The 26312-nt window shown below is 71.1% G+C and carries 25 protein-coding genes; 17 read left to right on the top strand and 8 right to left on the bottom strand.

Features of this window, described 5'->3' with window-relative positions; all coding sequences use genetic code 11:
* The first annotated feature begins 350 nt into the window (after positions 1–350).
* From AB5J53_RS10385 to AB5J53_RS10355, 7 genes are all read left to right on the top strand, one after another.
* Positions 351–1208 (top strand): TrmH family RNA methyltransferase, encoded by an 858-nt coding sequence (locus AB5J53_RS10385; protein ID WP_369245333.1) that lies wholly within the window; start codon positions 351–353, stop codon positions 1206–1208.
* A 51-nt stretch (positions 1209–1259) separates the two neighbouring features.
* Entirely contained in the window at positions 1260–2477 is a 1218-nt protein-coding gene (locus tag AB5J53_RS10380) for an ATP-binding protein (protein WP_369245332.1), read from the top strand.
* A 179-nt stretch (positions 2478–2656) separates the two neighbouring features.
* Entirely contained in the window at positions 2657–3781 is a 1125-nt protein-coding gene (pheS, locus tag AB5J53_RS10375) for a phenylalanine--tRNA ligase subunit alpha (RefSeq protein WP_369245331.1), read from the top strand.
* A complete protein-coding gene (pheT, locus tag AB5J53_RS10370) occupies positions 3781–6288 on the top strand; it encodes a phenylalanine--tRNA ligase subunit beta (protein WP_369245330.1) in 2508 nt (835 codons plus the stop codon). Before pheS ends, pheT begins: the two co-directional genes overlap by 1 nt.
* Positions 6289–6778: 490 nt before the next feature.
* Entirely contained in the window at positions 6779–7780 is a 1002-nt protein-coding gene (locus AB5J53_RS10365) for a PP2C family protein-serine/threonine phosphatase (RefSeq protein ID WP_369252147.1), read from the top strand.
* A gap of 265 nt (positions 7781–8045) precedes the next feature.
* Positions 8046–9386 (top strand): transcriptional regulator, encoded by a 1341-nt coding sequence (locus tag AB5J53_RS10360; protein WP_369245329.1) that lies wholly within the window; start codon positions 8046–8048, stop codon positions 9384–9386.
* 142 nt (positions 9387–9528) lie between these two features.
* Entirely contained in the window at positions 9529–10074 is a 546-nt protein-coding gene (locus tag AB5J53_RS10355; RefSeq protein WP_095933127.1) for an NUDIX hydrolase, read from the top strand.
* 28 nt (positions 10075–10102) lie between these two features.
* On the opposite strand, the gene AB5J53_RS10350 is transcribed toward AB5J53_RS10355, so the two are convergent.
* On the bottom strand, positions 10103–10360 hold the full coding sequence (locus AB5J53_RS10350; protein ID WP_369245328.1) for a hypothetical protein: 258 nt from the start codon (positions 10358–10360) through the stop codon (positions 10103–10105).
* A 203-nt stretch (positions 10361–10563) separates the two neighbouring features.
* A complete protein-coding gene (locus tag AB5J53_RS10345) occupies positions 10564–11427 on the bottom strand; it encodes a 3-hydroxybutyryl-CoA dehydrogenase (protein ID WP_369245327.1) in 864 nt (287 codons plus the stop codon).
* A gap of 169 nt (positions 11428–11596) precedes the next feature.
* Between AB5J53_RS10345 and AB5J53_RS10340 the strand changes: the two genes are divergently transcribed.
* Positions 11597–12850, top strand: a complete 1254-nt coding sequence (locus tag AB5J53_RS10340; RefSeq protein WP_369245326.1) for a glycoside hydrolase family 10 protein — start codon at positions 11597–11599, stop codon at positions 12848–12850.
* A 41-nt stretch (positions 12851–12891) separates the two neighbouring features.
* On the opposite strand, the gene AB5J53_RS10335 is transcribed toward AB5J53_RS10340, so the two are convergent.
* Positions 12892–13083, bottom strand: a complete 192-nt coding sequence (locus AB5J53_RS10335) for a DUF1918 domain-containing protein (RefSeq protein ID WP_369245325.1) — start codon at positions 13081–13083, stop codon at positions 12892–12894.
* A 104-nt stretch (positions 13084–13187) separates the two neighbouring features.
* The gene (locus AB5J53_RS10330; protein ID WP_369245324.1) at positions 13188–14138 is read right to left on the bottom strand and encodes a DMT family transporter; all 951 of its coding nucleotides are present in this window, start codon (positions 14136–14138) and stop codon (positions 13188–13190) included.
* Here AB5J53_RS10330 and AB5J53_RS10325 point away from each other — a divergent pair.
* Entirely contained in the window at positions 14137–15570 is a 1434-nt protein-coding gene (locus AB5J53_RS10325) for a PLP-dependent aminotransferase family protein (RefSeq protein ID WP_369245323.1), read from the top strand. The genes AB5J53_RS10330 and AB5J53_RS10325 overlap by 2 nt on opposite strands.
* A gap of 282 nt (positions 15571–15852) precedes the next feature.
* Complete coding sequence (locus AB5J53_RS10320) at positions 15853–16446, top strand: histidine phosphatase family protein (protein WP_369245322.1); 594 nt, start codon at positions 15853–15855, stop codon at positions 16444–16446.
* Here AB5J53_RS10320 and AB5J53_RS10315 read toward each other — a convergent pair.
* A complete protein-coding gene (locus AB5J53_RS10315; protein WP_369245321.1) occupies positions 16428–16877 on the bottom strand; it encodes a DUF6314 family protein in 450 nt (149 codons plus the stop codon). The two genes, AB5J53_RS10320 and AB5J53_RS10315, sit on opposite strands and share 19 nt — an antisense overlap.
* A gap of 137 nt (positions 16878–17014) precedes the next feature.
* Between AB5J53_RS10315 and AB5J53_RS10310 the strand changes: the two genes are divergently transcribed.
* Entirely contained in the window at positions 17015–19495 is a 2481-nt protein-coding gene (locus AB5J53_RS10310) for an alpha-L-arabinofuranosidase C-terminal domain-containing protein (protein WP_369245320.1), read from the top strand.
* A gap of 21 nt (positions 19496–19516) precedes the next feature.
* Here the strand turns inward: AB5J53_RS10310 and AB5J53_RS10305 are convergent, their stop codons facing one another.
* Positions 19517–19951 carry a carboxymuconolactone decarboxylase family protein gene (locus AB5J53_RS10305; RefSeq protein ID WP_369252145.1) on the bottom strand — a complete coding sequence of 145 codons (435 nt, stop codon included), beginning with the start codon at positions 19949–19951 and terminating at the stop codon, positions 19517–19519.
* Between the two features lie 14 nt (positions 19952–19965).
* Positions 19966–20385 carry a MerR family transcriptional regulator gene (locus AB5J53_RS10300; RefSeq protein ID WP_369245319.1) on the bottom strand — a complete coding sequence of 140 codons (420 nt, stop codon included), beginning with the start codon at positions 20383–20385 and terminating at the stop codon, positions 19966–19968.
* 574 nt (positions 20386–20959) lie between these two features.
* Here AB5J53_RS10300 and AB5J53_RS10295 point away from each other — a divergent pair.
* Entirely contained in the window at positions 20960–21871 is a 912-nt protein-coding gene (locus AB5J53_RS10295) for a DUF6745 domain-containing protein (protein WP_369245318.1), read from the top strand.
* A 34-nt stretch (positions 21872–21905) separates the two neighbouring features.
* Positions 21906–22358 carry a hypothetical protein gene (locus AB5J53_RS10290; protein WP_369245317.1) on the top strand — a complete coding sequence of 151 codons (453 nt, stop codon included), beginning with the start codon at positions 21906–21908 and terminating at the stop codon, positions 22356–22358.
* Positions 22359–22368: 10 nt separating this feature from the next.
* Here the strand turns inward: AB5J53_RS10290 and AB5J53_RS10285 are convergent, their stop codons facing one another.
* Positions 22369–23160 carry a LysR family transcriptional regulator substrate-binding protein gene (locus AB5J53_RS10285; RefSeq protein WP_369245316.1) on the bottom strand — a complete coding sequence of 264 codons (792 nt, stop codon included), beginning with the start codon at positions 23158–23160 and terminating at the stop codon, positions 22369–22371.
* A gap of 216 nt (positions 23161–23376) precedes the next feature.
* Between AB5J53_RS10285 and AB5J53_RS10280 the strand changes: the two genes are divergently transcribed.
* The 4 genes from AB5J53_RS10280 to argC all read left to right on the top strand — a co-directional run bounded on the left by AB5J53_RS10280 (position 23377) and on the right by argC (position 26229).
* Positions 23377–23778 carry a DUF5997 family protein gene (locus AB5J53_RS10280; protein WP_369245315.1) on the top strand — a complete coding sequence of 134 codons (402 nt, stop codon included), beginning with the start codon at positions 23377–23379 and terminating at the stop codon, positions 23776–23778.
* Positions 23779–23890: 112 nt separating this feature from the next.
* Positions 23891–24532 carry a class I SAM-dependent methyltransferase gene (locus AB5J53_RS10275; RefSeq protein ID WP_369245314.1) on the top strand — a complete coding sequence of 214 codons (642 nt, stop codon included), beginning with the start codon at positions 23891–23893 and terminating at the stop codon, positions 24530–24532.
* Positions 24533–24712: 180 nt separating this feature from the next.
* Complete coding sequence (locus tag AB5J53_RS10270) at positions 24713–25105, top strand: hypothetical protein (protein ID WP_369245313.1); 393 nt, start codon at positions 24713–24715, stop codon at positions 25103–25105.
* 95 nt (positions 25106–25200) lie between these two features.
* A complete protein-coding gene (gene argC, locus AB5J53_RS10265) occupies positions 25201–26229 on the top strand; it encodes an N-acetyl-gamma-glutamyl-phosphate reductase (protein WP_369245312.1) in 1029 nt (342 codons plus the stop codon).
* Positions 26230–26312 lie beyond the last annotated feature (83 nt).

Here is a 26312-nt window from a genome sequence, read left to right as displayed (position 1 = left end):
CTGTGGCGGGACGAGATCTCCGGCGCGCGGTCGAAGGGCTTCGCCCGCTGGAGCCTTCGACCACAGCGGCGGCATTCGCTCGCTGCCGCGACTGGGGGACCTGCCCCGTTGTCGTGGCGGTGGCGGCTGGGAGGTCCTCCCCCCCCCGCAACGCACCGCCCCGCGTGCCGCGAAGCCCCGCGCACCGCGTCTGCGGGTGGCTCGGCTCGCCGCCGTGCCTGAAGGTTCCGGCTCGCCGGATACTTGCCCCGCAGCCGCACGCCGGCTGTCGCTGCGAGTCCCCCCGTCGTCTGCTCAGCCCCGTGCGGCGGGCGTTGAACAATTCTCCGTAACCCACCGAAGGTGAACCCATGGCTGCCGCCCCCGAGTTGCTCTCCCCGCGCTCGCCTCGTGTCTCTGCCGCGCGGCGGCTGGCGAAGCGGAACTTTCGGGGGAAGGAGCGGCTGTTTCTCGCCGAGGGGCCCCAAGCCGTGCGGGAGGCGGCGGCGCACCGGGCCGACGGCGCCACCACGCTGGTGGAGCTCTTCGCGACCGTCGAGGCGGCGGAGCGGTACGCCGACATCGTCGGGGAGGCCCGGGACGCCGGGGCGCGTGTGCACCTGGCCGACGAGGCGGTGATCGCCGACATCTCGACGACCGTCACCCCGCAGGGGCTGGTCGGGATCTGCCGGTTCCTGGACACGCCGTTCGAGGAGATCCTCCAGCAGCGGCCCAAGCTCGTCGCCGTGCTCGCGCACGTCCGGGACCCCGGGAACGCCGGGACCGTGCTGAGGTGCGCGGACGCGGCCGGTGCCGAGGCCGTCGTACTCACCGACGCGTCCGTCGATCTCTACAACCCCAAGGCCGTACGGGCCTCGGTCGGCTCCCTGTTCCATCTGCCCGTCGCCGTCGGCGTGCCCGTCGAGCGGGCCGTGCAGGGGCTCAAGGACGCCGGGGTGCGGATTCTCGCCGCCGACGGTGCCGGTGAGGACGACCTCGACGACGAGCTCGACAAGGGGACCATGGGCGGGCCCACCGCCTGGGTGTTCGGGAACGAGGCGTGGGGGCTTCCGGAGGAGACCCGCGCGCTGGCCGATGCCGTCGTGCGCGTTCCGATTCACGGAAAGGCCGAGAGCCTGAACCTCGCCACGGCCGCCGCCGTATGTCTCTATGCATCCGCCCGTGCACAGCGCGCCTCCGGAGGGTGCCGTTCCGTCACCGACAGCTAGTAGGGTGACGGGCTCGGGGGCCCACTGCCAGACGAGAGGTGGGGTACGGGGATGAGTGTCGGCACGAGCGGCGCGCAGAAGGCGCCGCGAGCACGGGACGTGCGCGGCACACCCACGTCCCGGCGCGGTGAGCTCGCCACCGAGGGCGAAGCCGCACTCGGAGCCGACGCCGCGGTCGACCCCGGTGCCGAGCCCGGAGCCGAGCTGGGCATCGACCCCGACGATCTGCCCGACGGACTCGTCGTCGCCGACGAGCAGGGCCGGGTGATCTGCTTCAACGCCGCCGCGGCTCGTATCACCGCCGTTCCTCCCTCCGAGGCCCTCGGCCGCCGACTCGAGTCGGCCCTCCCTTTAGAGGACCTGGAGGGCCGCCGCTGGTGGCAGCTGACGGACCCGTACGGCGGTCTGGCGATCCGCAAGGGTCAACCCGAGCGCAATCTGCTGCTGCCCGGCGGCCGTGAGGTCCTGGTCTCGGCGCGCTACGTGCGGACGAACCCCACCGGCCCCGTCCACCGCGTCGTCGTCTCCCTGCGCGACACCGAGGCCCGCCGCCGCACCGAGCGCAGCCACGCCGAGCTGATCGCCACGGTCGCCCATGAACTGCGCTCGCCGCTCACCTCCGTCAAGGGCTTCACCGCGACGCTGCTGGCCAAGTGGGAGCGGTTCACCGACGACCAGAAGAAGCTCATGCTGGAGACCGTCGACGCCGACGCCAACCGCGTCACGCGACTCATCGCGGAGCTGCTCGACATCTCCCGCATCGACTCCGGGCGCCTCGAAGTGCGCCGCCAGCCGGTCGACATCGGTGCCGCCGTCGGCCGCCACATCCAGGCGTATGTCACCTCGGGCCAGCCCGCCGACCGCTTTCTGCTCCGCATCGAGCAGCCGCTGCCCGCTCTCTGGGCGGACCCCGACAAGATCGACCAGGTGCTCAGCAACCTCCTCGAAAATGCGGTGCGCCACGGCGAGGGAAGCGTCACCATCGACGTAGCGCCCTCGGCGTCCCCGCGTGAGCGGGAGGACGGCGAGTACGCCGCCACGTCGGTCACCGTGAGCGACGAGGGCACCGGCATCCCGGAGGAATCCATGAACCGCGTCTTCACCCGCTTCTGGCGGGGCAGCAAGCGCGGCGGCACCGGGCTCGGGCTCTACATCGTCAAGGGCATCGTCGAAGCCCACGGCGGCACCATCACGGTCGGCCGCGCCCCCGGCGGCGGCGCCGAGTTCCGATTTACGTTGCCCGTGGGCACCCCGGCGTATCTGCTGTAACGCCGAAGAGGCCCCACGGGCGCACGCGCACAGGAGCCACCCCTTGGACTGCGCGTCCGAGGCAGGCTCCCACCCCGTTAGACTCGGCCTTTGGCACCTTTGCGTCCCTCAATGTGGACGATTCGTCTCCGAGTCGTCGACGGGGACCATCCGCCAGCCAACCGGAAGCACGGGAAGAGATGTCGGCACCGAATAAGTCGTACGACCCTGTAGAGGTCGAGGCCTTGAAACCGGAAGAGATCGAGCGCATGCGGGACGAGGCGCTCGCCGCCTTCGCGGCCGCCGGCGACCTCGACGCGCTCCAGGAGGCCAAGGTCGCCCACACCGGCGGCACCTCGCCGCTGGCCCTCGCCAACCGCGAGATCGGCGCCCTGCCCCCGCATGCCAAGGCCGCGGCCGGCAAGCTGGTCGGCCAGGCCCGTGGCGCTGTGAACAAGGCTCTCGCCGCCCGCCAGGCCGAGCTGGAGGACGAGCGCGACGCCCGGGTGCTGGTCGAGGAGGCGGTGGACGTCACGCTGCCGTACGACCGCGTACCGGCCGGCGCCCGCCACCCGCTGACCACCATGATGGAGCGGGTCGCCGACGTCTTCGTGTCCATGGGATACGAGGTCGCCGAGGGCCCCGAGGTCGAGGCGGAGTGGTTCAACTTCGACGCCCTGAACTTCGGCCCGGACCACCCGGCCCGGCAGATGCAGGACACCTTCTTCGTCGAGGGCCCCAAGGGCGACCACGGCGAGTCCGGTGTCGTGCTGCGCACGCACACCTCGCCGGTGCAGGCCCGTGCCATGCTCGACCGCGAGCCGCCCGTCTACATCGTGTGCCCGGGCCGCGTGTACCGCACGGACGAGCTGGACGCCACGCACACGCCGGTCTTCCACCAGATCGAGCTCCTCGCCATCGACGAGGGTCTGACCATGGCCGACCTCAAGGGCACCCTGGACCACATGGTCCAGTCGCTCTTCGGCTCGGACATGAAGACCCGGCTGCGCCCGAACTACTTCCCCTTCACCGAGCCGTCCGCCGAGATGGACATGCTCTGCTACGTCTGCAAGGGCGAGTCCGTCGGCAACCCCGACCGCCCCTGCCGGACCTGCTCCAGCGAGGGCTGGATCGAGCTGGGCGGCTGCGGCATGGTCAACCCGCGGGTGCTTGTCGCCTGTGGCGTGGACCCGGAGAAGTACAGCGGATTCGCCTTCGGGTTCGGCATCGAGCGGATGCTGATGTTCCGCCACAACGTCGAAGACATGCGAGACATGGTCGAGGGTGACGTCCGGTTCACCCGGCCGTTCGGGATGGAGATCTGATGCGGGTCCCGCTTTCTTGGCTGCGGGAGTACGTCGACCTGCCGGCGACGGAGACCGGGCGCGACGTCCAGGCCAAGCTCATTTCGGCAGGCCTCGAGGTCGAGACCGTCGAGCAGCTCGGCGCCGACCTCAAGGGCCCCCTCGTCGTCGGCCAGGTGCTGACCATCGAGGAGCTGGAGGGCTTCAAGAAGCCCATCCGCTTCTGCACCGTCGACGTCGGCACCGCCAACGGCACGGGTGAGCCGCAGGAGATCGTCTGCGGCGCCCGCAACTTCGCGGTCGGCGACAAGGTCGTCGTGGTCCTGCCTGGCGCCGTCCTGCCCGGCAACTTCGCGATCGCCGCGCGCAAGACGTACGGCAAGACCTCGCACGGCATGATCTGCTCCGGCGACGAGCTGGGCATGGGCGACGACGGCAGCGGCGGCATCATCGTCCTGCCGCCGGAGCACGAGGTCGGCACCGACGCCATCGAGCTGCTCCAGCTCGTCGACGAGGTCCTCGACATCGCCGTCACGCCCGACCGCGGCTACGCCCTGTCGCTGCGCGGTGTGGCCCGCGAGGCCGCCATCGCGTACGGGCGGCCGCTGCTCGACCCGGCGCTGCTCGACGTACCGGCGCCCAACGCGTTCGGCTACCCGGTGCAGGTCTCCGACCCGCGAGGCTGCGACCGCTTCACGGCGCGCACAGTGACGGGTCTCGACCCCGAGGCACTGTCGCCGATCTGGCTGAAGCGGCGCCTGCAGAAGGCGGGCATGCGCCCGATCTCGCTCGCCGTCGACATCACCAACTACGTGATGCTGGAGCTCGGCCAGCCCCTGCACGCGTACGACCGCACCCGTGTCCAGGGCGCGATCGGCGTGCGCCGGGCCGCGCATGGCGAGAAGCTCACCACGCTCGACGGGGTCGTGCGCACGCTCGACGCCGAAGACCTGGTGATCACCGACGACCGCGGTCCGATCGGCCTCGCGGGCGTCATGGGCGGCGCCCACACCGAGATCGACGACACCGAGGGCACCACCACCGAGGTCGTCATCGAGGCCGCGCACTTCGACACGATCTCCATCGCGCGTACGGCCCGTCGGCACAAGCTGGCCTCCGAGGCGTCCAAGCGCTTCGAGCGCGGTGTCGACCCGCAGGCCGCGTCTGCCGCGGCGCAGCGCACGGTCGACCTGCTGGTCCTCCTCGCGGGCGGAAGCGCCGACGCCGGGGTCACCGAGGTCATCGCGCCCTTCGCGCCGCACACCATCACCATCCCGGCCAACCACCCGGACAAGGTGGCCGGTGTCGACTACGGCCGCGAGACCGTCGTACGCCGACTCCAGCAGGTCGGCTGCGACGTCTACGGACAGGACGAGCTGATCGTCACCGTGCCGTCCTGGCGGCCCGACCTGACGGACCCGAACGACCTCGCGGAGGAGGTCATCCGTCTTGAGGGCTATGAGAACCTGCCCTCCACGCTGCCCAAGCCCCCCGCGGGCCTCGGCCTGACCGACCGGCAGCGGCTGCACCGCCGTTTCGGCCGCGCCCTGGCCGGCGCCGGATACGTCGAGGCGCTGAACTACCCGTTCATCGGCGAGCCCGTCTTCGACCAGCTCGGCCTGGCCGCCGACGACCCGAATCGCAAGGTCGTCAAGCTGGTCAACCCGCTCTCCGACGAGGAGCCCGCGCTCCGCACGACGCTGCTGCCGGGCCTGCTCGGCGCGCTGCGCCGCAACGACGGACGCGGCAGCCACGACCTGGCGCTCTTCGAGACCGGGCTGGTCTTCCACCCGCAGGCGGAGCTGCGCGTCGCGGGCCGGCTGCCCGTCGACCGCCGTCCCACCGACGAGGAGATCGCGTCGCTCACCGCCGCGCTCCCCGTCCAGCCCCGGCACGCCGCCGTCGTCCTCGCGGGCGCCCGCGAGCAGGCCGGCTGGTGGGGCAAGGGCCGTCCGGCCGACTGGGCCGACGCCGTCGAGGCCGCGCGCACCCTGGCCCGCGAGACGGGGACCGAACTCCTCGTCCGCTCCGGCCAGTACGGGCCGTGGCACCCGGGCCGCTGCGCCGAGCTGGCGGTCCGCGTGGGCGGCGTGGAGCAGGTCATCGGGTACGCCGGTGAGCTGCACCCCGGTGTCCTGAAGACCCTGGGCCTGCCCGCGCGCACCTGCGCGATGGAGCTGGACCTGGACGCGCTGGAGCAGGCGAGCGAGGGCCTTCCCAAGGGCCCGAAGATCTCGACCTTCCCGGTCGCCACGCAGGACGTCGCGCTGGTCGTCGACAAGTTCGTCCCGCACACGGACGTCGAGGCCGCGCTCCGCGAGGGCGCGGGTGAACTGCTGGAGTCCATCCGGCTGTTCGACGTCTACGAGAACAGCGAGCAGCTCGGCGAGGGCAAGAAGTCCCTCGCGTACGCACTGCGGTTCCGGGCCGCCGACCGCACCCTGACCGTCGACGAGGCCTCGGCGGCCCGCGACGCGGCGGTGGCGCTGGCCGCTGAGCGTACGGAGGCGGTGCTGCGCGGAGCCTAGGGGCTCCGCTGGTTGTTCCGGGGAACTGTGCGTCGTTTGTCGGCCGCGGGTTGTTCGTGGCTGGGCGCGCAGTTCCCCGCCCTCTCAGGGGGCGCTTCCCCCTGGCCTACCTGCATAAATGCATGTATCCGGAGGCACCTCACTCATTCGGGTGACAAGTCCGGGCGATCTGGCCCGATCGGGGCATGCGGTCGACAGAATCGGACCGGCCTCTCGGAGGCCGTCTGCGCTGTCAGGGCCTATTGGGGGGCCAATCGGCATGATCCGTATCAAGGCTGGGGCTCCCCGCAGGGCAACGCCCCGGACGCATTCACGGGTGTTGGCCCGGGCGGGCATCGGGTCGCGGGGCCGGGGCGAGGCCCTGCGGGCCGGGCTCACTCGGGCGGTGCGCGGAGGGCGACCCCGGCTGGTCCGCGGACGTGCCCCGCGTGGCGGCGTCGACCGCACGGTTCGCCGGGCCGAGCGCCCACCGCTGCGCCGGGCGTTCAGCATGGGGCTGCCCATCGCCTGGGGCGCGATGGCGATCACGTACAGGATGACCTGCCCGCTCGCGCAGCAGAACGGGCTCGGCGCCCGGATCGTCACCAGTGCCGTGTTCTTCGCGGTCGGTACGGGCCTGATACTCCATGTCAGAAGCGCGCTGCTGCGGGAGCTCAGGCAGATCCGCAAGATCGCCGGCGCCGCCCAGAACGTGCTGCTGCGGCCGTTGCCCCCGCGTGTCGACGGGCTGAGCGTCGCCGCGGCCCAGCTGTCCGCGGACCGTGGCGCGAGCATCGGTGGTGACCTGTACGAGGTGATCGCCACCGAGCACGGCGTACGGATCGTCATGGGCGACGTCCGCGGGCACGGCATCGGCGCCATCGGAACCGTCGCCGCCGTCCTCGGCAGCTTCCGCGAGGCCGTGCACGACGAGCCCGACCTCGGTTGTGTCCTCAGACGCCTTGAGCGGGCGCTGGCCCGGCATCTGCGCGAGCGGGCCCGGGCCGAGCACCCCTCGACCGGGCTCGAACCCGACAGCCCGGTCGCCGAGGAGTTCGTCACCGTACTGCTGCTGGAGATCCGCCGCGACGGTGAGGTGTACGCCCTCAACTGCGGTCATCCCTGGCCGTATCTGCTCAGCGGTGGCCGGGCCGAGCCACTCGTACGTGCCGACCCGCTGCCTCCGCTCGGGCCGTTCCCGCTCCCGGCCGAGCTGCCCGCCGTGCGCTGCGGTCAACTCCTGCCCGGCGAGGTGCTGTTCCTGCACACCGACGGTGTCGAGGACGCGCGCGACGGTCACGGCCGCTTCTTCCCGCTTGCGGCCGAGCTCACCAAAGCCGTCCGTACCCAGCCCGTCTCACCCCAGTCCGTCCTGCGCGCAGTCCTCACCGGACTGCTGCGTCACACCGGCGGCAGACCCGCCGACGACGTGGCCGTGCTCGTGCTCCGCAACGACCGCAGTCGCGTCCCCCTGCAGCAGGGGCACGCCGTGGCCCACCACGCGCCCCGATAGGGGGCGCGGGGCTGTGCGACCGGCGGAGCCGTCCGCCCCGCCACGGAGTGTCGGGCAGGCAGCTGGGCGGACGGCGCGAATCGGGCCGCCGCACTGTACGAGGGGGAGCCGGCGGCCCGGCCGGCCTCTTGCGAGGCATTTCAGTCAACCGGCCAGAAACGCTCTGCGACAGCGCGCGTACTGCCCGGATACGGGCACTCGTTTCACACCCCGTGTGAAACGGGACGCACTAGTCTGTCGGCACCGAGCCACCCGGGGGGCCTTCATGCAGCCCAACACTCTGCTCGACGCGATTCTCGACGAGGCCGGCATCTCGCACGCGGGACTCGCCGCCCACGTCAATCAGGCGGGGAGAGCGCGCGGTCTCGCGCTCAGGTACGAACACACCGCCGTGGCGCGCTGGTTGAAGGGCCAGCGCCCGCGTGGCCAGGTGCCCGACCTGATCTGCGAGGTGCTCGCCGGCCGACTCCACCGGCAGGTCACGCTCGACGACATCGGCCTCGGCGTGCCCGGCGAGCCGTCGACTCCGCACGGCACCTCGCTCTCCGGCTTCGTCGAGCGCGCCACCGCGCTGTGGCGCTCCGACGAACAGCAGCGCCCGCACATCCTCGGCGCGCCGGCCGTCACGGGAACGCCCGCCGTGATGCCGGTGTGGGAGTGGGAGAACCCGCCCGAGGACGTCGACGTCTCGCGCGGCGGACGCCACCACGTCAGCATGGCCGACATCGAGATGCTGCGCGCGGCCCGCGCCCACTACGAGCAGATGTACCGCAAGGCAGGCGGCATCGCGACCCGCACCCGGATCGTCGGCTTCCTCAACTCGGAGACGGCACCCCTGCTGCGCGGCAGTTACACCGACGCCACCGGCCGCCAACTCCACCGCGCGACCGGCGGCTTGGTCGCCATCGCGGGCATCTGCGCCTACGACTCCGACGCGCACGGACTCGCCCAGCGCTACTTCCACCAGGCGCTGCGCCTGGCGAAGGCCAGCGGGGACAGGGGACTTGGGGCCTACGTCATAGCCCTGCTCGTCAACCAGTCGCTGTTCATGCGCGAGTACCGGCAGGCCGTCGCGTTCGCCGAGGCCGCGCTGCGCGCCGCGGGGCGGCACATCACTCCGGCGCTCGCCTCCGACCTGTACGCGATGCAGGCCAAGGCGTACGCACACCTCGGCGACGGCAGCAGCGCGCTGTCCTGCATCCGGCGTGCCGAACAGGCCGCAGAGCGTATTCGTCGCGGTTACGAGCCCGACGAGACCGGCTATGTCCAGCCGGGCCTGGTCAACGTACAGGTGGCGGAGGCGCTGCTCAGCCTCGGCGACCTGGTGGCGGCGGGGGAGCACGCGATAGCCGCCGTCGACAACCCGGCGCACGACCGGGGACGGGTGCACCGGCTCGCGATGCTCAGTCAGATCGAGCTGCGCCAGGGCAATGCCGACAAGGCCGTGGCCACCGCGGTCCAAATGGCCGAACAGGCGCGGGGGATGGAGTCCCAGCGACTGCGCGACAGACTCCGCGCGGTACGCGAACACCTGGTGCGCAGCGGCTGTGCGGGCACGGCCGAGGCCGCCGAACTCATCGACGGAGCACTGCGGGTACCGCTGTAGACAAGTGCTCCGGAAACACCGCGTACCGCTCCAGAACACCGTGCCTGCGCTGCCGCTGCACCGTGCCCCGACCGCTGTGAGCCTGCTGTGAGGACACTCCTGCTGCGATATTGCCATCTACTCGGCGGAAGGTGGCAGAACCGTGCAGTGGACGAAACAGAACGAACAAACTGTGTATGCAAACCGCTGGTTCAGCGTCAATCTCGCAGATGTGGAGCTGCCGGACGGTCGGCACCTCGATCACTTTTTGATACGGCTGCGGCCGGTGGCCGTGGCCACTGTGGTGAATGAGGCCAATGAAGTGCTGCTCCTGTGGCGGCACCGCTTCATCACCGACAGCTGGGGGTGGGAACTCGCGGCGGGCGTCGTCGAGGACGGTGAGGACATCGCCGTCGCGGCGGCCCGCGAACTGGAGGAGGAGACCGGCTGGCGGCCGGGACCCCTGCGGCATCTGATGAGCGTCGAGCCCTCCAACGGGCTCACCGACGCCCGGCACCACATCTTCTGGGCCGACGAGGGCGCGTACATCGGACACCCCGTGGACGACTTCGAGTCGGACCGAAGGGAATGGGTTCCCTTAAAGCTCGTCCCCGACATGGTCGCCCGCGGCGAGGTCCCGGCCGCCAACATGGCTGCCGCACTGCTCCTTCTGCACCATCTCAGGCTCGGGCAGGACGCCTTGCCCTGATCCGTCCCCCCCACCGGCGTCCAGAGGCCTAGTGGCCCAGAGCCTGCCAGACCGCCACGGCCAGCGCGCCCACGGCCGCGACGGCCGCGAGGGTGGGCAGTGGCCAGCGGGTGTGCTCGAGGGCGACGACCCGTGCGCTCAGGTCGTCGAGATCCTTGGCGGTCTGGTCGTCGCGCTGAGTGAGCAGCGCCAGTCCGCCCTCGATGCGGGTGAGGCCCACTTCGAGCGACCGGCGTAACTCTGCGAGTTCCCTCGGTGCCACGGGATGCTCGGGGTCGGCGGTCACGAGTCCGCTCCTTTCCGTAGTCGTCACATCCCTTGCATGCGCACGGAAAGTCAACTCGCCTGGTGGACACGTGGGGAGCGTGTGCGAGGGGCATATGCGGGCCCGGCACGCACACGGTGTGTGAATGGCGCGGGCCCGGCACCGAAAAGGGTGCCGGGCCCGCGCCCGCCCGAGACGTACGGACCGTAGTCAGCTCTCCGGTATCACTCGCCGTACGTGTAGAAACCCGAGCCCGACTTCCGGCCCAGGCGTCCGGCGTCCACCATGCGCTGGAGCAGCGGGGGAGCGGCGTACAGGGGCTCCTTGTACTCCTCGTACATCGAGTGGGCGACCGAGGCCACCGTGTCGAGGCCGATCAGGTCGGACAGCTTGAGCGGGCCCATCGGGTGGGCGCAGCCCATCTCCATGCCGTTGTCGATGTCCTCGCGGCTCGCGATGCCCGACTCGAACATCCGGATCGCGGACAGCAGATACGGGATGAGCAGCGCGTTGACCACGAAGCCTGAGCGGTCCTGGGCGCGGATCGCATGCTTGCCGAGCGCCTTCTCGGCGAACAGCTGGGCGCGGCTGAGGGTGCCCTCGGAGGTGGTCAGCGCCGGAATCAGCTCGACGAGCTGCTGCACCGGGGCCGGGTTGAAGAAGTGGATGCCGATGACCTGGTCGGGGCGCGAGGTGGCGACGGCGAGCTTCACCAGCGGGATCGAGGAGGTGTTGGAGGCGAGGATCGCGTCCTGCCGGGTCACCACCTGGTCGAGCACCTGGAAGATCTCGGTCTTCACCTGCTCGTTCTCGACGACGGCCTCGATCACCAGGTCGCGGTCGGCGAACTCGCCGAGGTCCGTGGTGAAGCTGAGCCGGTCCTGAGTGGCCTTGAGCTCGTCCTCGGAGATCTTGCCGCGCTCGGCCGCCTTGGAGAGGGAGTTGAAGAGCCGGGTACGGCCGATCTCCAGGGCTTCACCGGTGGTCTCGGCGACCTTGACGTCCAGACCGGCGCGGGCGCACACCTCGGCAATGCCCGCTCCCATCTGGCCGCAGCCCACGACTCCGACGCGTTCGATGTCGGTCACATCGTCCCCTTCGCTGATCTACGGCACTAGGCAGGGCCCCCGTTGTTCGGTGCCTGCTCCGATCGTGCACGTTACTCCGAAGTATCGATGATCGATCGTCCGGGTCCGCCATGCTGGGCGCGGGGACGATCCGTGACGGCGCGGATCCGCTGTGTATGGGGGAGTGGAGATGGGGCGACTGTCACGTCGGGCGTTCGCGGTGGCAGCTGTGGCGACGCTCTGCGGGTCGGCGACGGCGGGGGATGCCGCGGCATTACCGGGTTCGGTCTCCCGGGGTCGGGCGGGGACGCGGGCCGCGAGCGAGCTGCGCGGGATGTGGCTGGCCGCCGTCTCCAACCGTGACTGGCCGTCGAGCCCGGGCCTGACCGCCGGCCGGCAGCGCGCCGAACTCCTCGACCATCTCGACACCGCCGTACGCCTGCGCCTCAACACCGTGATCTTCCAGGTGCGTCCCACGGCCGACGCGCTGTGGCCCTCGCCGTACGAGCCGTGGTCCCAATACCTGACCGGTGTCCAGGGCGAGGATCCCGGGTGGGATCCGCTGGGCACCGCGGTGGCGGAGGCCCATGCGCGCGGCCTGGAGCTGCACGCCTGGTTCAACCCGTACCGGATCGCCAACCACACCGACCCGGCGAAGCTCGTGGCGAGCCACCCCGCCCGCGAGCACCCCGACTGGGTCGTGCCCTACGGCGGGAAGCTCTACTACGATCCCGGGCTGCCCCAGGTCCGCGCGTTCGTCCAGGACGCGATGCTCGACGCCGTGCGGAAGTACGAGATCGACGCGGTGCACTGGGACGACTATTTCTACCCGTATCCGGTCGCCGGCCAGGTCTTCGACGACGACGCGACGTACGCGGCCCACGGCGCGGGCTTCCCGGACAGGGCCGCCTGGCGGCGCCACAACATCGACTGCCTGGTCCGGGAGACGGCGGCCCGCATCAGGGAGGTCCGGCCCGCGGCGCGCTTCGGGATCAGCCCCTTCGGAGTGTGGCGCAACGCCACCACCGACGGGCTCGGCTCGCCGACCAGGGCAGGCGTGCAGACGTACGACGATCTGCACGCCGACACCAGGAAGTGGGTCCGGGAGCGCTGGATCGACTACATCTGCCCGCAGCTGTACTGGAACATCGGGCTCGCCGCCGCCGACTACGCGAAGCTGCTGCCCTGGTGGTCGACGGTCGTCGAGGGCACGGGCGTGCAGTTGTACGTCGGGGAGGCGCTGTACAAGGCGGGCGATCCCGCGCAGCCCGCGGCGTGGCAGGACCCCGCCGAACTCTCCCGGCACCTCACCCTCGCCCGCGACTACCCGCAGGTGCGCGGGCACGCCTTCTTCTCGGCCAGGGAGGTCGGCGCGGATCGCATCGGCGCGATGGCACGGGTCGTCGCCGACCACTATCAGCGGCCGGCGAGAACTCCGCGCTGAGCCAGGGCGCGCCGGCTGGGGCGCGACCCCGTGCTGAGCTCCTACCTGGTGTCCTTGTGGCGGATTTCGGTGTCGGGGCCCGGTGAGCACACTCCCTCGTGCCCGTCCTCGAACTTCACGCGGTACGGGGGATTGCCCTCCGCCCCCATGACCTCGGTGATCTTCCCGACCTTGTCGTGCTGCCCGACAACCCTGCCGTGCTGCACAATCTGGTCGCCCACGGTTGCACGCATGTGAAGGGTCTCCTCGTCATGTGCGTCGTCATGTGCGGGAGTAGCGGTCCGTGGCCGCAAGTCTACGGCTGGTGGCGCCGGTTGGCCCGGCCCGTGCGTGCCGGTCAGCCACGCGCCCGTTGGGTGAGCGCGATACAGACCAGAACGGCGGCGGCCGTCAGGGGTGCGGCCGGTGTGAGCTGCTCGCCCAGGAGCAGTACCGACCACACCAGTGTGAGCAGCGGCTGCGCCAGCTGCAACTGGCTGGCCTTCGGAATCCCGATCGATGCCATACCGCGGTACCAGACGACCAGGCCGAGGAACTGCGACACGGCCGACACCCACAGCAGTCCTGTCACGCTGTGCATGGTCAGGTGCACGGGCTCCTGCGACAGCGCGACCAGCGCGCCCGGCACCGACAGTGGCAGACACAGGACCAGCGCCCAGCCGATGACCTGCCAGCCCGGCATGACCCGGGCGAGCCGACCGCCCTCGGTGTAGCCCGCCGCGCAGATCAGCAGCGCCCCGAAGAGATACGCGTCCGCGCCGGTCAGGGCCCCACCGCTCTGCTGCAAGGTGAACGCGATCACCGCGGCCGCGCCCGCGACGGCCGCCACCCAGAACATCCGCGAGGGCCGCGCCCCGGTGCGCAGCGCCGAGAACAGCGCGGTCGTCAGCGGCAGCAGCCCGACGACCACGGCCGCGTGGGCGGTGGTCGACGTCTGCAGCGCGAGCGTCGTCAGCAGCGGGAAGCCGAGCACGACACCCGCGGCGACGACGGCCAGCCCCGCCAGATGGCGGCGGCCCGGCACGGGAACACGCAGCGCCAGCAGGCAGCTGCCCGCGATGACCGCCGCCAGGACGCTGCGCACGGCCACCAGGGACCAGGGGCCGAAGCCCTCCAGACCCCAGGCGGTGGAGGGGAAGGTCAGTGAGAAGGCGGTGACGCCGAGGGCGGCCTGGAGGGTGCCCGAGCGGCGGGCCGTCGCGGCGGTCCGAGCGGTGTCGTTCGCGGCGGTCCCGGTGGTGACAACCGCTATCGGGGTCTCGGCGGTAGCGCTATCCTGTGTTCTCATGCAAGAGCGTAGCAGTGTGGGAGATCTCGCGAATCAGCTGCGTCGGGAGCTGGACCGCTACTCGCCTGGTGGAAAGCTGCCGTCGAGCCGGGCACTCGTGGAGCGGTTCCGGGTGAGCCCGGTGACCGTGTCGCGGGCGCTGGCGCAGCTCGCCGCCGAGGGTCTTGTGATCACCCGGCCCGGCGCCGGCGCGTTCCGGGCCCAGCCGCGTACGGCCCCCGCCCCCGCCGGGGACACCTCCTGGCAGGAGCTCGCGCTCAGCGCGGACGCCGCTGCCGAACTCGTACCGCGCACGGTGGACGCGTCCGGCGTCCTCGTCTCCCTCGCCGCCCCGCCGCCCGGTGTCGTCGAGTTCAACGGCGGCTATCTGCACCCGTCGCTGCAGCCGGAGCGGGCGATGGGCGCGGCCCTGTCCCGGGCCGGGCGCCGTCCCGGAGCCTGGTCCCGGCCGCCCATGGAAGGACTCGCGGAACTGCGCGAGTGGTTCGCGCGGGGGATCGGCGGCGCGATCACCGCGGCCGAGGTGCTCATCGCGGCGGGCGGTCAGTCCGCGCTGACGACGGCCCTGCGTGCGCTCGCGCCGCCCGGGGCGCCGGTCCTGGTCGAATCGCCCACCTACCCGGGCATGCTGGCGATCGCCCGCGCGGCCGGACTGCGCCCCGTGCCGGTGCCCGTCGACGCCGACGGCGTGAAGCCGGAACTGCTCGCCGACGCGTTCAGGACGACCGGCGCCCGCGTCTTCGTCTGCCAGCCGCTGTTCCAGAACCCGACCGGCGGCGTCCTCGCGCCCGAGCGGCGGGGCGAGGTGCTGCGCATCGCGCGCGAGGCGGGCGCGTTCGTGGTCGAGGACGATTTCGTACGCCGTCTCGTGCACGAGGACGCGGGCCCGCTGCCCAGGCCGCTGGCTGCCGAGGACCCCGACGGAGTCGTCGTGCACGTCGGCTCGCTGACCAAGGCGACCTCGCCGAGCTTCCGGGTGAGCGCACTGGCCGCGCGCGGTCCGGTACTCGAGCGGCTGCGCGCCATCCAGGTCGTCGACACCTTCTTCGTGCCGCGCCCGCTCCAGGAGGCCGCGCTCGAACTCGTCGGCTCACCCGCCTGGCCCCGTCATCTGCGCGCACTGGCCGCCGAGTTGAAGGCCCGCCGCGACACGATGACCACGGCGCTACGTCTGAACCTCCCCGAACTCGCCCTCCCTCACATCCCGTTCGGCGGCTACCACCTCTGGCTGCGGCTGCCCGACGGCACGGACGAGCCCGCCCTGGTCACCGCCGCCCTCCGCGCAGGCGTCGCCGTCACCCCCGGCCGCCCCTACTTCAGCGCCGAACCCCCGGCCGCCCACCTCCGGTTGAGCTTCGCGGCGGTGGCGGGGACGGAAGAGATCACGGAGGGGGTACGCAGACTGCGATCGGCGTACGCGGAGATCTGTTAGTCGGCCTCTGCTGGAGATCTTTCAGCCCGTCCGGCGTTTGAGGACGAGACCGGCAAGGCCGAAGCGGGGGTCTGGGGGCGGCAGCCCCCAGGGACGATGGGGGTCCCCCCGCTCGAGCGAAGTCGAGAGTGGGGGAGGGCAGGGGCGGAGGGGGCGAAAACCAAATCGGCGCGTCGGAGTCGGCTCCGGGCAAGCCCCCTTCGCGGACCCGCTCCAGTGAGCTCCCAAGTACCCTGCGTAACCCCTCTTGACCTGCGGAGTCTCGCGCTCCACGATCTCCGCATGCATCTTCGGGTCACGTTCGTCGCCGCCGCGCGCAGCTCCTCGCTGCTCGCGGAGCGCTTCCAGGACGACCGGCCGCTGGACCAGGCCGGCTGGGACGAGGTGCAGCGCGCTGCCCCGGAGCTGGTATCGCTGGCGGCGGCCGAGCTGCGCTACTGCTCGCCGACGCCCCGCAGCCGGGCCACCGGCGACGCCCTGGGGTACGGGCCGCTCGTCCAGCTCGCCCTGCGCGACTGCGACATGGGCCGATGGCGCGGCTTCACGCTGGGCGAGGCGATGGCCCGTGAACCCGAGGCCGTCGACGCCTGGCTCGCCGACCCTCGGTCCACGCCCCACGGCGGCGAGTCGCTGCTGGCCTTCATCGCTCGCGTCGGCGCCTGGCTCGACACCAGGCCCGCCGACGACGGAGGGCGCATCGTCGCCGTGGCCGAACCCTCCGTGATCCGGGCCGCCCTGGTCTACGTCCTGAAGGCGCCGCCCTCGACGTACTGGAACATCGATGTGCGCCCCCTGTCGACGACCACCGTCACGGGCCGGGCAGGTCGCTGGAACCTGCGCTTCGACGGAGCGTTCTCTCAGTCCACGCGCGCGTAGTCGGTGGTGAGTACCAGGTCCTTCGCGGGCCCCCGGACGCGCCACACGGTCCGCCAGTGGTTCTCGTCGCGGACGGTGAACTCACCCCGGTAGAGGTCCGCCGCGCACGGATGGTCGGCGATGTGCCGCCCGGTGGTCAGGTCCAGATCGTGGAAGGGACGGCCGTCGGAGAACCGTACGGCCGCGCTGCCCGGGCGCCCGCCCGGCAGGAACCACAGCGTCCGCTCGGCGGGCCGGGGCGTGCCCTGCCAGAGGAAGGTCCCGGACTCCTGATGAAGGAGGCCGTCGCCTCCGTCGTCGAGTGGCGAGAAGACGGTCGTCCCCGTGAAGCGCCCCTCCGCACCGCTCGCCAGATCCCGCACCGAGCGCTCCACCCGCCAGCTGCCGGTCAGGTAGGCCAGTACGTCTGTCACTGGCCAGAACTCGCCCATACCGAACCGCTCTCCGTCCCATCCGATGCTGCGCGACCCATTGACGCACTCCGACCCCCTCCCTATCTTGCCGTTCGAAGTATTGATCGCTGTCTGGTATTTCGAACAACTCAACACTACAGAGCCGCGGAGTATCCATGTCACCCACCCGCACCCGCTGGAGACTCGGACTCACGGCCACCGCGCTCCTGGTGGCCTCCGTCGTCCTGGGGCCCGCTCCGGCGAGCGCCGCCGCCGACGTCACCGACTACGCGATCAACGTCGACCCGAAGGGCTCGGGCGCGAAGATCGACGACACCATGTACGGCGTCTTCTTCGAGGACATCAACCGCGCCGCGGACGGCGGCCTGTACGCGGAGCTCGTACAGAACCGGTCCTTCGAGTACAGCAACGCAGACAACAACTCCTATACGCCGCTCACCTCCTGGACCGTCTCCGGCACCGCCAAGGCCGTGAACGACGACGGGCGGCTCAACGCCCGCAACCGCACGTATCTCTCCCTGGACGGCGACTCGTCCGTCACCAACTCCGGCTACAACACCGGGATATCGGTCGACAGCGGCAAGGTGTACGACTTCTCGGTCTGGGCCCGCGCCGACGCCGCGTCGCCTCTGACCGTGACGCTGCAGGACTCCGAGGGCGCCCTCGCCGAGGCCCGCCGGGTCACCGTGCGCGGCGGCTGGGCCAAGTACCGGGCGACGTTCACCGCGACCCGCGGCAGCACCACCGGACGTCTCACCGTCGCCGCCGGCGGCCCGGTCGCGCTCGACATGATCTCGCTGCTGCCCCGGGACACGTACAAGGGGCACGGCCTGCGCAGGGATCTCGCGGAGAAGATCGCCGCCCTCCACCCCGGCTTCGTGCGCTTCCCGGGCGGCTGCCTGGTCAACACCGGCAGCATGCAGGGATATGACGAGGCGTCGGGCTATCAGCGCAAGCGCTCGTATCAGTGGAAGGACACCATCGGCCCGGTCGAGCAGCGCGCCACCAACTCCAACTTCTGGGGCTACAACCAGAGTTACGGGCTCGGCTACTACGAGTACTTCCAGTTCTCCGAGGACATCGGCGCGATGCCGCTGCCCGTCGTGCCCGCGCTCGTCACCGGCTGCGGTCAGAACACGGCCACCGACGACGACGCCCTGCTCAAGCGGCACATCCAGGACACCCTCGACCTCATCGAGTTCGCCAATGGGCCGGTCACGAGCGAGTGGGGCAGGAAGCGCGCCCAGATGGGCCACCCCAAGCCCTTCCACCTCACGCACCTCGAAGTCGGCAACGAGGAGAACCTGCCCAACGAGTTCTTCGCCCGCTTCCAGCAGTTCCGCTCCGCCATCGAGGCCAAGTACCCGGACGTCACGGTGATTTCGAACGCCGGCCCGGACGACTCCGGCACCACCTTCGACACGGCCTGGAAGCTCAACACGGACGGACACGTCGACATGGTCGACGAGCACTACTACAACAGCCCGCAGTGGTTCCTGCAGAACAACGACCGCTACGACTCGTACGACAGGAGCGGTCCCAAGGTCTTCCTGGGGGAGTACGCCTCCGGCGGCAACACCTTCAAGAACGCCCTCTCCGAAGCCGCGTACATGACCGGCCTCGAGCGCAACGCGGACGTGGTGAAGCTCGCCTCGTACGCTCCGCTGCTCGCCAACGAGGACTATGTGCAGTGGCGTCCGGACATGATCTGGTTCAACAACCACGCCTCATGGGGCTCGGCCGACTACGAGGTGCAGAAGCTCTTCATGAGCAATGTCGGCGACCGGGTGGTGCCCAGCAGCGCCACCACCACACCGTCGCTCAGCGCGCCGATCTCGGGCGCCGTCGGCCTGTCGACCTGGGCGACCACGGCGGCGTACGACGATGTCTTGGTCACCGGCGCGGACGGGAGCACGCTGCTCAGCGACGACTTCAGCGGTGACGCCTCCCAGTGGACCCACACCGGCACCGGCAGCTGGAGCCTCCAGGACGGGCAGTACGTGCAGAGCGACGAGGCCGCGACCAACACCATGGTCCAGGCGGGCGACCCCGCCTGGCACGACTACGACCTGCGGGTGAAGGCCACCAAGAAGTCCGGCAAGGAGGGCTTCCTCATCGCCTTCGGCGTCAAGGACACCGGCAACTACTACTGGTGGAACCTCGGCGGCTGGAACAACACCACCTCCGCGGTCGAACAGGCCGTGGACGGCGGCAAGTCGACGCTGATCTCCAAGGCGGGTTCGATCGAGACGGGCCGTGCCTACGACATCGACATCAAGGTACGAGGCCGTCAGGTGATCCTCTACCTGGACGGCCAGGAGTGGGGGAGCTTCACGGACGACAAGCCCGCGGAGCCGTTCCGGCAGGTCGTCACGCGGGACGCGAAGACCGGTGACCTCATCGTCAAGGTCGTCAACGCCCAGTCCGCGGACGCCCGTACGGCGATCGACCTGGGCGGGGCGAAGGTGGACAGCAAGGCCGCCGTCACCACGCTGCAGGCCGCGCCGGACGCGGTGAACTCGGAGACGGCCACGGCGGTCGCCCCGGTGAAGTCGACCTTCGCCGGGGTCGCCGACAGGTTCACGTACACCTTCCCGGCGAATTCCGTGACCTTCCTGAGGATCGAGCAGAGGTAACCCCTCAGGAAGAGGCGGCCCTCAAGAAGGGTCGGCCGACGTGGTGGGCTGCTGTCCTACGGGCAGCAGCCCACGCTCGGCGAACACCTTCTTGGCCGCGAACGTGGCGTTCAGCGCCTTGGGTATGCCGCAGTACACCGCGGAGTGCAGCAGCGCCTCGACGATCTGCTCCGGTGTGAGACCCACGTTCAGAGCGGCGTTGACGTGCACGTCGAGCTGGGCCTCGCAGCCGCCGAGCGCGGTCAAAATGCCGAGGGTCACCAACTGCCGGTCGCGCGGCGCCAGTCCGGGCCGGTCGTAGATGTCGCCGAAGGCCCAGGCGACGATCTGGTGGCCGAGTTCGGGGTTGATGTCGGAGAGTGCGTCGACGACCCGCTGCCCGGCCTCGCCGTCGACTCGCTCGAGGACGCCCAGGCCATGCTCGAAGCGCTCCTCGCGGGTGGTGGCGTCGCTCAGGGTGGTGGCGTTGCTCATGTGAGGTCGTCCGATCCCGGCTGGTCGAGCAGCCGTTCGTAGTGGTCGATCTTGCCGTCGAGCGCGGCCGCGTTGCGGCGCAGTGCGCGGATGCGGTCCGCGAGGTCGGCGCGGTGCTCCCGGAGCATCGCGAGCCGGTCGGGGACCGTGGCGTCGCCCCGGGCCCGCAGCTGTGCGAACCGCTGCATGTCCGCGATCGACATGCCCGTCTCGCGCAGCCGGATCAGGAACTCCAGCCAGGCCAGGTCGGCCATCTCGTAACGCCGCTGATTCCCGGTGGTCCGGCCGACCCGTTCGATCAGGCCGGCCTTTTCGTAGTACCGCAACGTGTCGTGCGAGAGGCCGGTGCGCTCGACGACCTGGGCGATCGTGAGCGTCGGTTCCTCGCTGCGCGGGAGGGGCTGTCCGCTGGTCATGACAAGAACGGTAGAACCTGGAGCGCGCTCCAGGTCAAGCCTCGTCGGCGATCACCCTGCGAAGCACCGCTGAGCCGCGCGAACGCCCTCGGCCGGCGCATCGACCTCCGCCGGTGTTGTAGACGTAGAAGCTCGCTCGGGTGGTCGCCGGGATCCAAAATTCCTTGCGGATCTCGGGTCCCGCTGTCACGATCCTTCGCATGATGAACCGAAAGGCGGACACCGCCACTCTCTGGTGAGCGCCGTGACCGATCCCCGAGGGGGATCTTCCCGTGGCGCGCGCGAGGCGCGCCGACTCTTTCCGCAGCCCGACTCCTCGGCCGAGCGCGTCGCTCTGGCACGCCTGTTGAGCGAGAACTGGCTCAAGCACGGTCTGGCGGCACGGCCGGCGGACCGGCCGAGGGCCGAGGCTGCCGTCACCGAGCTGTATCGCCTGGTGGGAGAACAACCGCCGCATTTCCTATGGGTTCCGTCTCCGACTGCGGCACTGTCGCTCGTGCTCGACGACCCATGTGCCTTTCCGGCCGTGCGGTTGAGGGCCGCGTCCCCGCCCGCGGGATCGCACGACCACGGGGTGTCCACCCGACTCGCCTCCCTGGTCAGGGACTTGCGCTCCGGCCTCGACGCGAGAACCGGGCACCTGAGATCGTGGGACGGCTCACGGACGCCTCTCGCCGTGACCACCGAGGGCTGGTCGGTACGGGGTGCGGTCGACGCCGTCGCCCGTGCCGCCCTGCGCGCGACCCTGCACAACTCCGTGCGCGCCCCGATGCGTACGGAACTGATGCCGACGTCCGGCGGCATCGACGGCATCACCTGGTACGGCCAGCACGACGCCCACTGGATCGCCCACTACGACGTCTACGCCCGCGTCGGTCTGGCCACCTACCCCGGTGAGGCGGTCGAGCGGCTCGGCCTGTGGGCCGAACTCGCCCGGACCACCGGCTGGTGGTGGCCCGGCGAGGGCCTGTGCGTCATGGCCGAACGGCCCACCGAGATGCACACCGAACCCCAGCCCAACAGCGACCACGGTGAACTGCGGCTGCATCGCGACGACGGTCCGGCCGTCCGGTTCGCGGACGGCGCGGCGGTCCACGTCCTGCACGGCGCCCATGTCCCGAGCTGGGTCGTCACAGGGCCCACGGTCGAACGCATCCACGCCGAGCGCAACGTCGAGGTCCGCCGCACCGCCATCGAGCGCATCGGCTGGGGCGTCTACATCGACCAGGCCGGGCTCCAGCTCGTCGCCACCGCCGACGACCCCGGCAACCCGGGCTCCGAGCTGCACCTCTACGACGTACCCAGGGAACTCTGGGGCCGCCCCGTGCGCCTCCTGCTCGCCGTCAACGGCTCCGTCGAACCGGACGGGCGCCGCCGCCGCTACGGCCTGAGCGTGCCCGCCCACTTCGACGATCCGGTGGCCGCCGCCGGCTGGTCCTACGGCCTGTCCCCGGAGCACTACGCGCAACTCGTCCGCCGTACCTGACCCCCGCCCCCGAAACCCCCAAGGTGATGCACACATGACCATGACCCTCGCCGAACTCACCACCCGCACCGGTCTCGACGTCCTCGACCACCTGGAGCGCCAGGTCACCATCCCGGTCGTCGACGGGCTCCAGGCCCAGGGCGACCTGATCGTCATCCCGTACGGGCTCGTGGCACGGCATGTCGAACCGTTCCCGCAGGCCCGCTGGCAGGACGTCCCCGCCGCGGGCGTCGAACTGCTCCGCAGCGCCGCCGGCGGCAACCCGCACTCCCTCGTGGCCGACGCCGGCACCTGCCGGTGGACGACCGCCGTGCGCGACCCTGCGGGGCTCGCCCTCGGCATGATCGACACCTCTGCGGTGGCGTACCTCATCCACCCCGAGCACGGCGGTACCGGCATCGCGCCCGGTCGGTACCTCGTACGCCGTCAGCGCGAGCGCGGCACGGAGCGCGGCGCATGGCTGGGCAACCGGATGATCGCCGACTGACACACGGGGGTCAGGAGTGGCGGCGGGGCTTGCCGCGCTTGGCGCCGCCCTTGGCTCCACCCTTGGAGGATCCCGAACCGCCGCCGCGTGCGCTCTTGCCGGCCGACTTGCCCGCCACGGGCTTCCGCCGGACGCCCGCCGTGTCGGAGCGCTTGGGCGCGGGCTTGGACTTCGGCTGGGCGGCGGCCGGGGTACGACCGCGCGTGCTGTTGACCGTCCGGCCGCGGACGATCCCGATGAAGTCCTCCACCAGGTCGGTGGTCTCGTCCTGCGGCCAGGACAGCGCGACGCGGGACTCGGGGGCGTCCGTGACCGGCCGGTAGGTGAGGTCCTTGCGGTGGTGGAGGCGTGCGAGGGACTGCGGGACGACGAGAACTCCGATGCCCGCCGCCACGAGTTCGATCGCGTCCGCCGTGGTGGCGGGGCGCTCGAGCGCGGGTTTGCCCGGCAGGCGCTCCCAGTCGAGGGGGTCGTCGAGAGGGTGCAGCACGATGTCGTCGGCCAGATCCTCCGTGGAGACCTCGTCGACCGCCGCCACGATGTGGTCCTTCGGGACCACGACCACCGTCGTCTCGGTGTACAGGGGGATCGCGCTGAGGTCGGACCGGTCGACCGGCAGCCGCACGAAGCCGGCGTCGGCGCCACCGTTCCGCAGCAGGCCGAACGCCTCGGCGGCGGGCACCGCGACGAGGGCCAGCGGGATGGCTGGGAACCGCTCGTTCCAGGTCCGTACCCACTTGGCGGGCGTGACCCCCGGGACGTACGCGAGCCGGAACGCGGGGGGTGCTTCGGAGCCAGTCACTTCGTCAGGTTACCGGTCGTGGTCATGGGCGCCTGACCGGTCAGGGTCATGGGCGGCACCGGTAGTGGTCATGGGCGGCGCGCTTGCGGGGGTGGGGTGGCGCGCTCGCGAGGGTGGGGCGGCGGCACGCGTCACGGTCGGGCGCAGGACACGTCAAGGTCGGGCGCCGGACTCGTGTGGTCGGCGGTGGCTCACATGCTCGATACCCTTGGCACCATGAGTTCGCACCAGACCACCCAGACGATGAAGCCCGCGACCGCGGCCAAGAAGCTGGGTGTGTACCTCGAGGCCACCCCCGCCGAGTTCCAGGAGGGTGTCGTCTCGCGTGCCGAGCTGAGTGCGCTGCAGGCCGACCCGCCCGAGTGGCTGCGGGAGCTGCGCCTCAACGGCCCGCACCCCCGGCCCGTCGTCGCGTCCAAGCTGGGCGTGTCCATCGCGGGGCTCGCCCGGGGCGGGGTCACCGAGGCCCTCACCACGGAGCAGATCGAGGCGCTGAAGACGGACAACCCCGAGTGGCTGCAGAAGGAGCGCGCCACCCAGGCCGAGGTCCGGAAGGAAGCGGCCCGCATCAAGGAGAGGAACGCGGAGCGCGCCGCGCAGTCCCGCGACCCGCGCTGACCCCAGGCCCTCACCGGCGCGGCCCGGCCGCCCGCCCCGGCGTCGGAAACGGCGGGCGGATCCGCACGGCCGCCGCTACCGTCCCTTGCCGCCGCCGCTACCGTCGCTTGTCATGGACGCCGATGACGACGCCCTCGTGGCAGAGCAGATCGCGCACTACCGGGCCCGCGCGTCCGAGTACGACCGGGTCTACGCCGAGCGCCAGGACCTGCGGGAGCTGGTGACGGCGGTCGACGGGCTCCCCGTCACCGGAGACGTGCTGGAGATGGCCTGTGGCACGGGGCAGTGGACCGGGGCGCCGGCAGCGCGGGCGCGCTCGATGACGGCCGTCGACTCGTCTCCCGAGGTGCTGGCCATCGCACGTGCGCGGACCACGTCCCGCGACGTCGAGTTCGTCCGGGCCGACCTGTTCGCATGGCAGCCTCCACGCCGCTACGACACTGTGTTCTTCGCCTTCTGGCCCTCCCACGTCCCGCCGTCCCGGATGAGCCGTTTCTGGAACACCGTCGCCACCGCCCTTGCCCCGCACGGCAGAGCGGTCTTCATCGACGAGGGCCCCGCGGAGGCGGCGCGCGAGGAAGTGGCCGCGGAAGCGCGCCGGCTCGAGGATGGGAGCGAGTACCGGATCGTCAAGATCTTCCGCGCCCCCGCGACACTCACCGGTGATCTTGCGGCCCTGGGCTGGTCGGCCGAGGTCCGCCCGCTGGGGAACTTCATCGTCGGCATTGCGGCACCGCCGAGACCTTCCGGCTGAGAGGCGCGAGCGTGGCGGCGCCGGTGGCAACCGCGACGCCTAAAGCACCTGACAGTCGGGCACGTCAAGCCCCTCAGTCCGGCACTCAAGCCCCTGGCACAGCCGGGCACGCCAAGCCCCTGACAGTCGCGCACGCCAAGCCCCCTGACAGTCGCGCACCCGCCGTGAGATCGTCCGCGGGTGACCGACTCTGCCGACGAAACGATCCCGGGACGACCGGACGACCGCACCGCATCCGCGCTGCGCTTCGCCGTGGAACTCATCGCCTGGGTAGCGACCCCGTGGGCGCTGGCCGACCGCTCATGGCTGCTCGCCGCCCTGTCCGTGGTGCTGCTGATCGGCCTTCCGACCTGCTTCTCCACCCCAGGTGACAAGGCGAACGTGATCGTCGCGGTGCCGGGCTGGGTCACGATCCTTCTGGTGCTGCTCCAGCTCGTCGCGGCCGTGGTGTCCTCGTGGCTGGTCTGGCCGGCGTGGGCGGCGGTCCCGGTGACCCTCCTGGCCGCCGCCACGCTCGTCACGGAACGCCCACGCTGGCGGTGGCTGACCTCCGCGCACCAGCTCGCCGACTGAGGCGCTGCCCTGCGTCCCGATACCCGGGCACCGATGACGGGATTGCATAAACGTGCAGCGAAACGTATAGTCATGCCATCCAAGAGGAGGGTTCCATGACGGTACGTGCGGCAGTGGCGGGAGCGAGTGGGTACGCGGGCGGGGAACTGCTGCGTCTGCTCCTGGTGCACCCCGAGATCGAGATCGGCGCCCTGACCGGCAACTCCAACGCGGGCCAGCGCCTCGGCGCGCTGCAGCCGCATCTGCTGCCGCTCGCCGATCGCGTCCTCCAGGAGACGACCCCCGACGTGCTCGCCGGGCACGACGTCGTGTTCCTCGCGCTGCCCCACGGGCAGTCCGCCGCCGTCGCCGAGCAGCTCGGCCCGGACGTCCTGGTGGTCGACATGGGCGCCGACTTCCGGCTGAAGGACCCGGCCGACTGGGAGAAGTTCTACGGCTCCGCGCACGCCGGGACCTGGCCGTACGGCCTCCCCGAACTGCCGGGTGCCCGCGCCGCGCTGGAGGGGTCCAAGCGCATCGCGGTGCCCGGTTGCTACCCGACGGCCGCCTCGCTGGCCCTCTTTCCGGCGTACGCGGCCGGCCTCGCCGAGCCCGAGGCCGTGATCGTCGCCGCCTCCGGGACATCGGGTGCCGGAAAGGCGCCCAAGGCGCACCTCCTCGGCAGCGAGGTCATGGGGTCGATGTCCCCGTACGGCGTCGGCGGCGTCCACCGGCACACCCCCGAGGTGATCCAGAACCTCGGCGCGGCCGCCGGTGAGCCCGTCACGGTCTCCTTCACGCCCACCCTCGCGCCGATGCCCCGCGGCATCCTCGCCACGTGCAGCGCCAAGGCACAGCCCGGCGTCACCGCCGACTCCGTACGGGCCGCGTACGAGAAGGCCTTCGCCGACGAGCCGTTCGTGCACCTGCTGCCCGAGGGACAGTGGCCCGCCACGGCGTCCGTCTACGGTTCCAACGCCGTTCAGGTCCAGGTCGCGTACGACGCCGCCGCGCACCGCATCATCGCGATCAGCGCCATCGACAACCTGACCAAGGGCACCGCGGGCGGTGCCGTCCAGAGCATGAACCTCGCCCTCGGGCTTCCTGAGGAGCTGGGTCTTTCCACGATCGGAGTCGCACCGTGAGCGACGTACGTGCGGCCACCGGGTCGCAGACAACGACGAAGGCCGCACCTCTGCGCTGCACGGGCGGAGAAGCGAACGAGGAG

Source organism: Streptomyces sp. R41 (assembly GCF_041053055.1).
Classification (GTDB): domain Bacteria; phylum Actinomycetota; class Actinomycetes; order Streptomycetales; family Streptomycetaceae; genus Streptomyces.
Note: the sequence above shows the minus strand (reverse complement) of the source record. Positions and strands in the feature narration are given on the sequence as shown.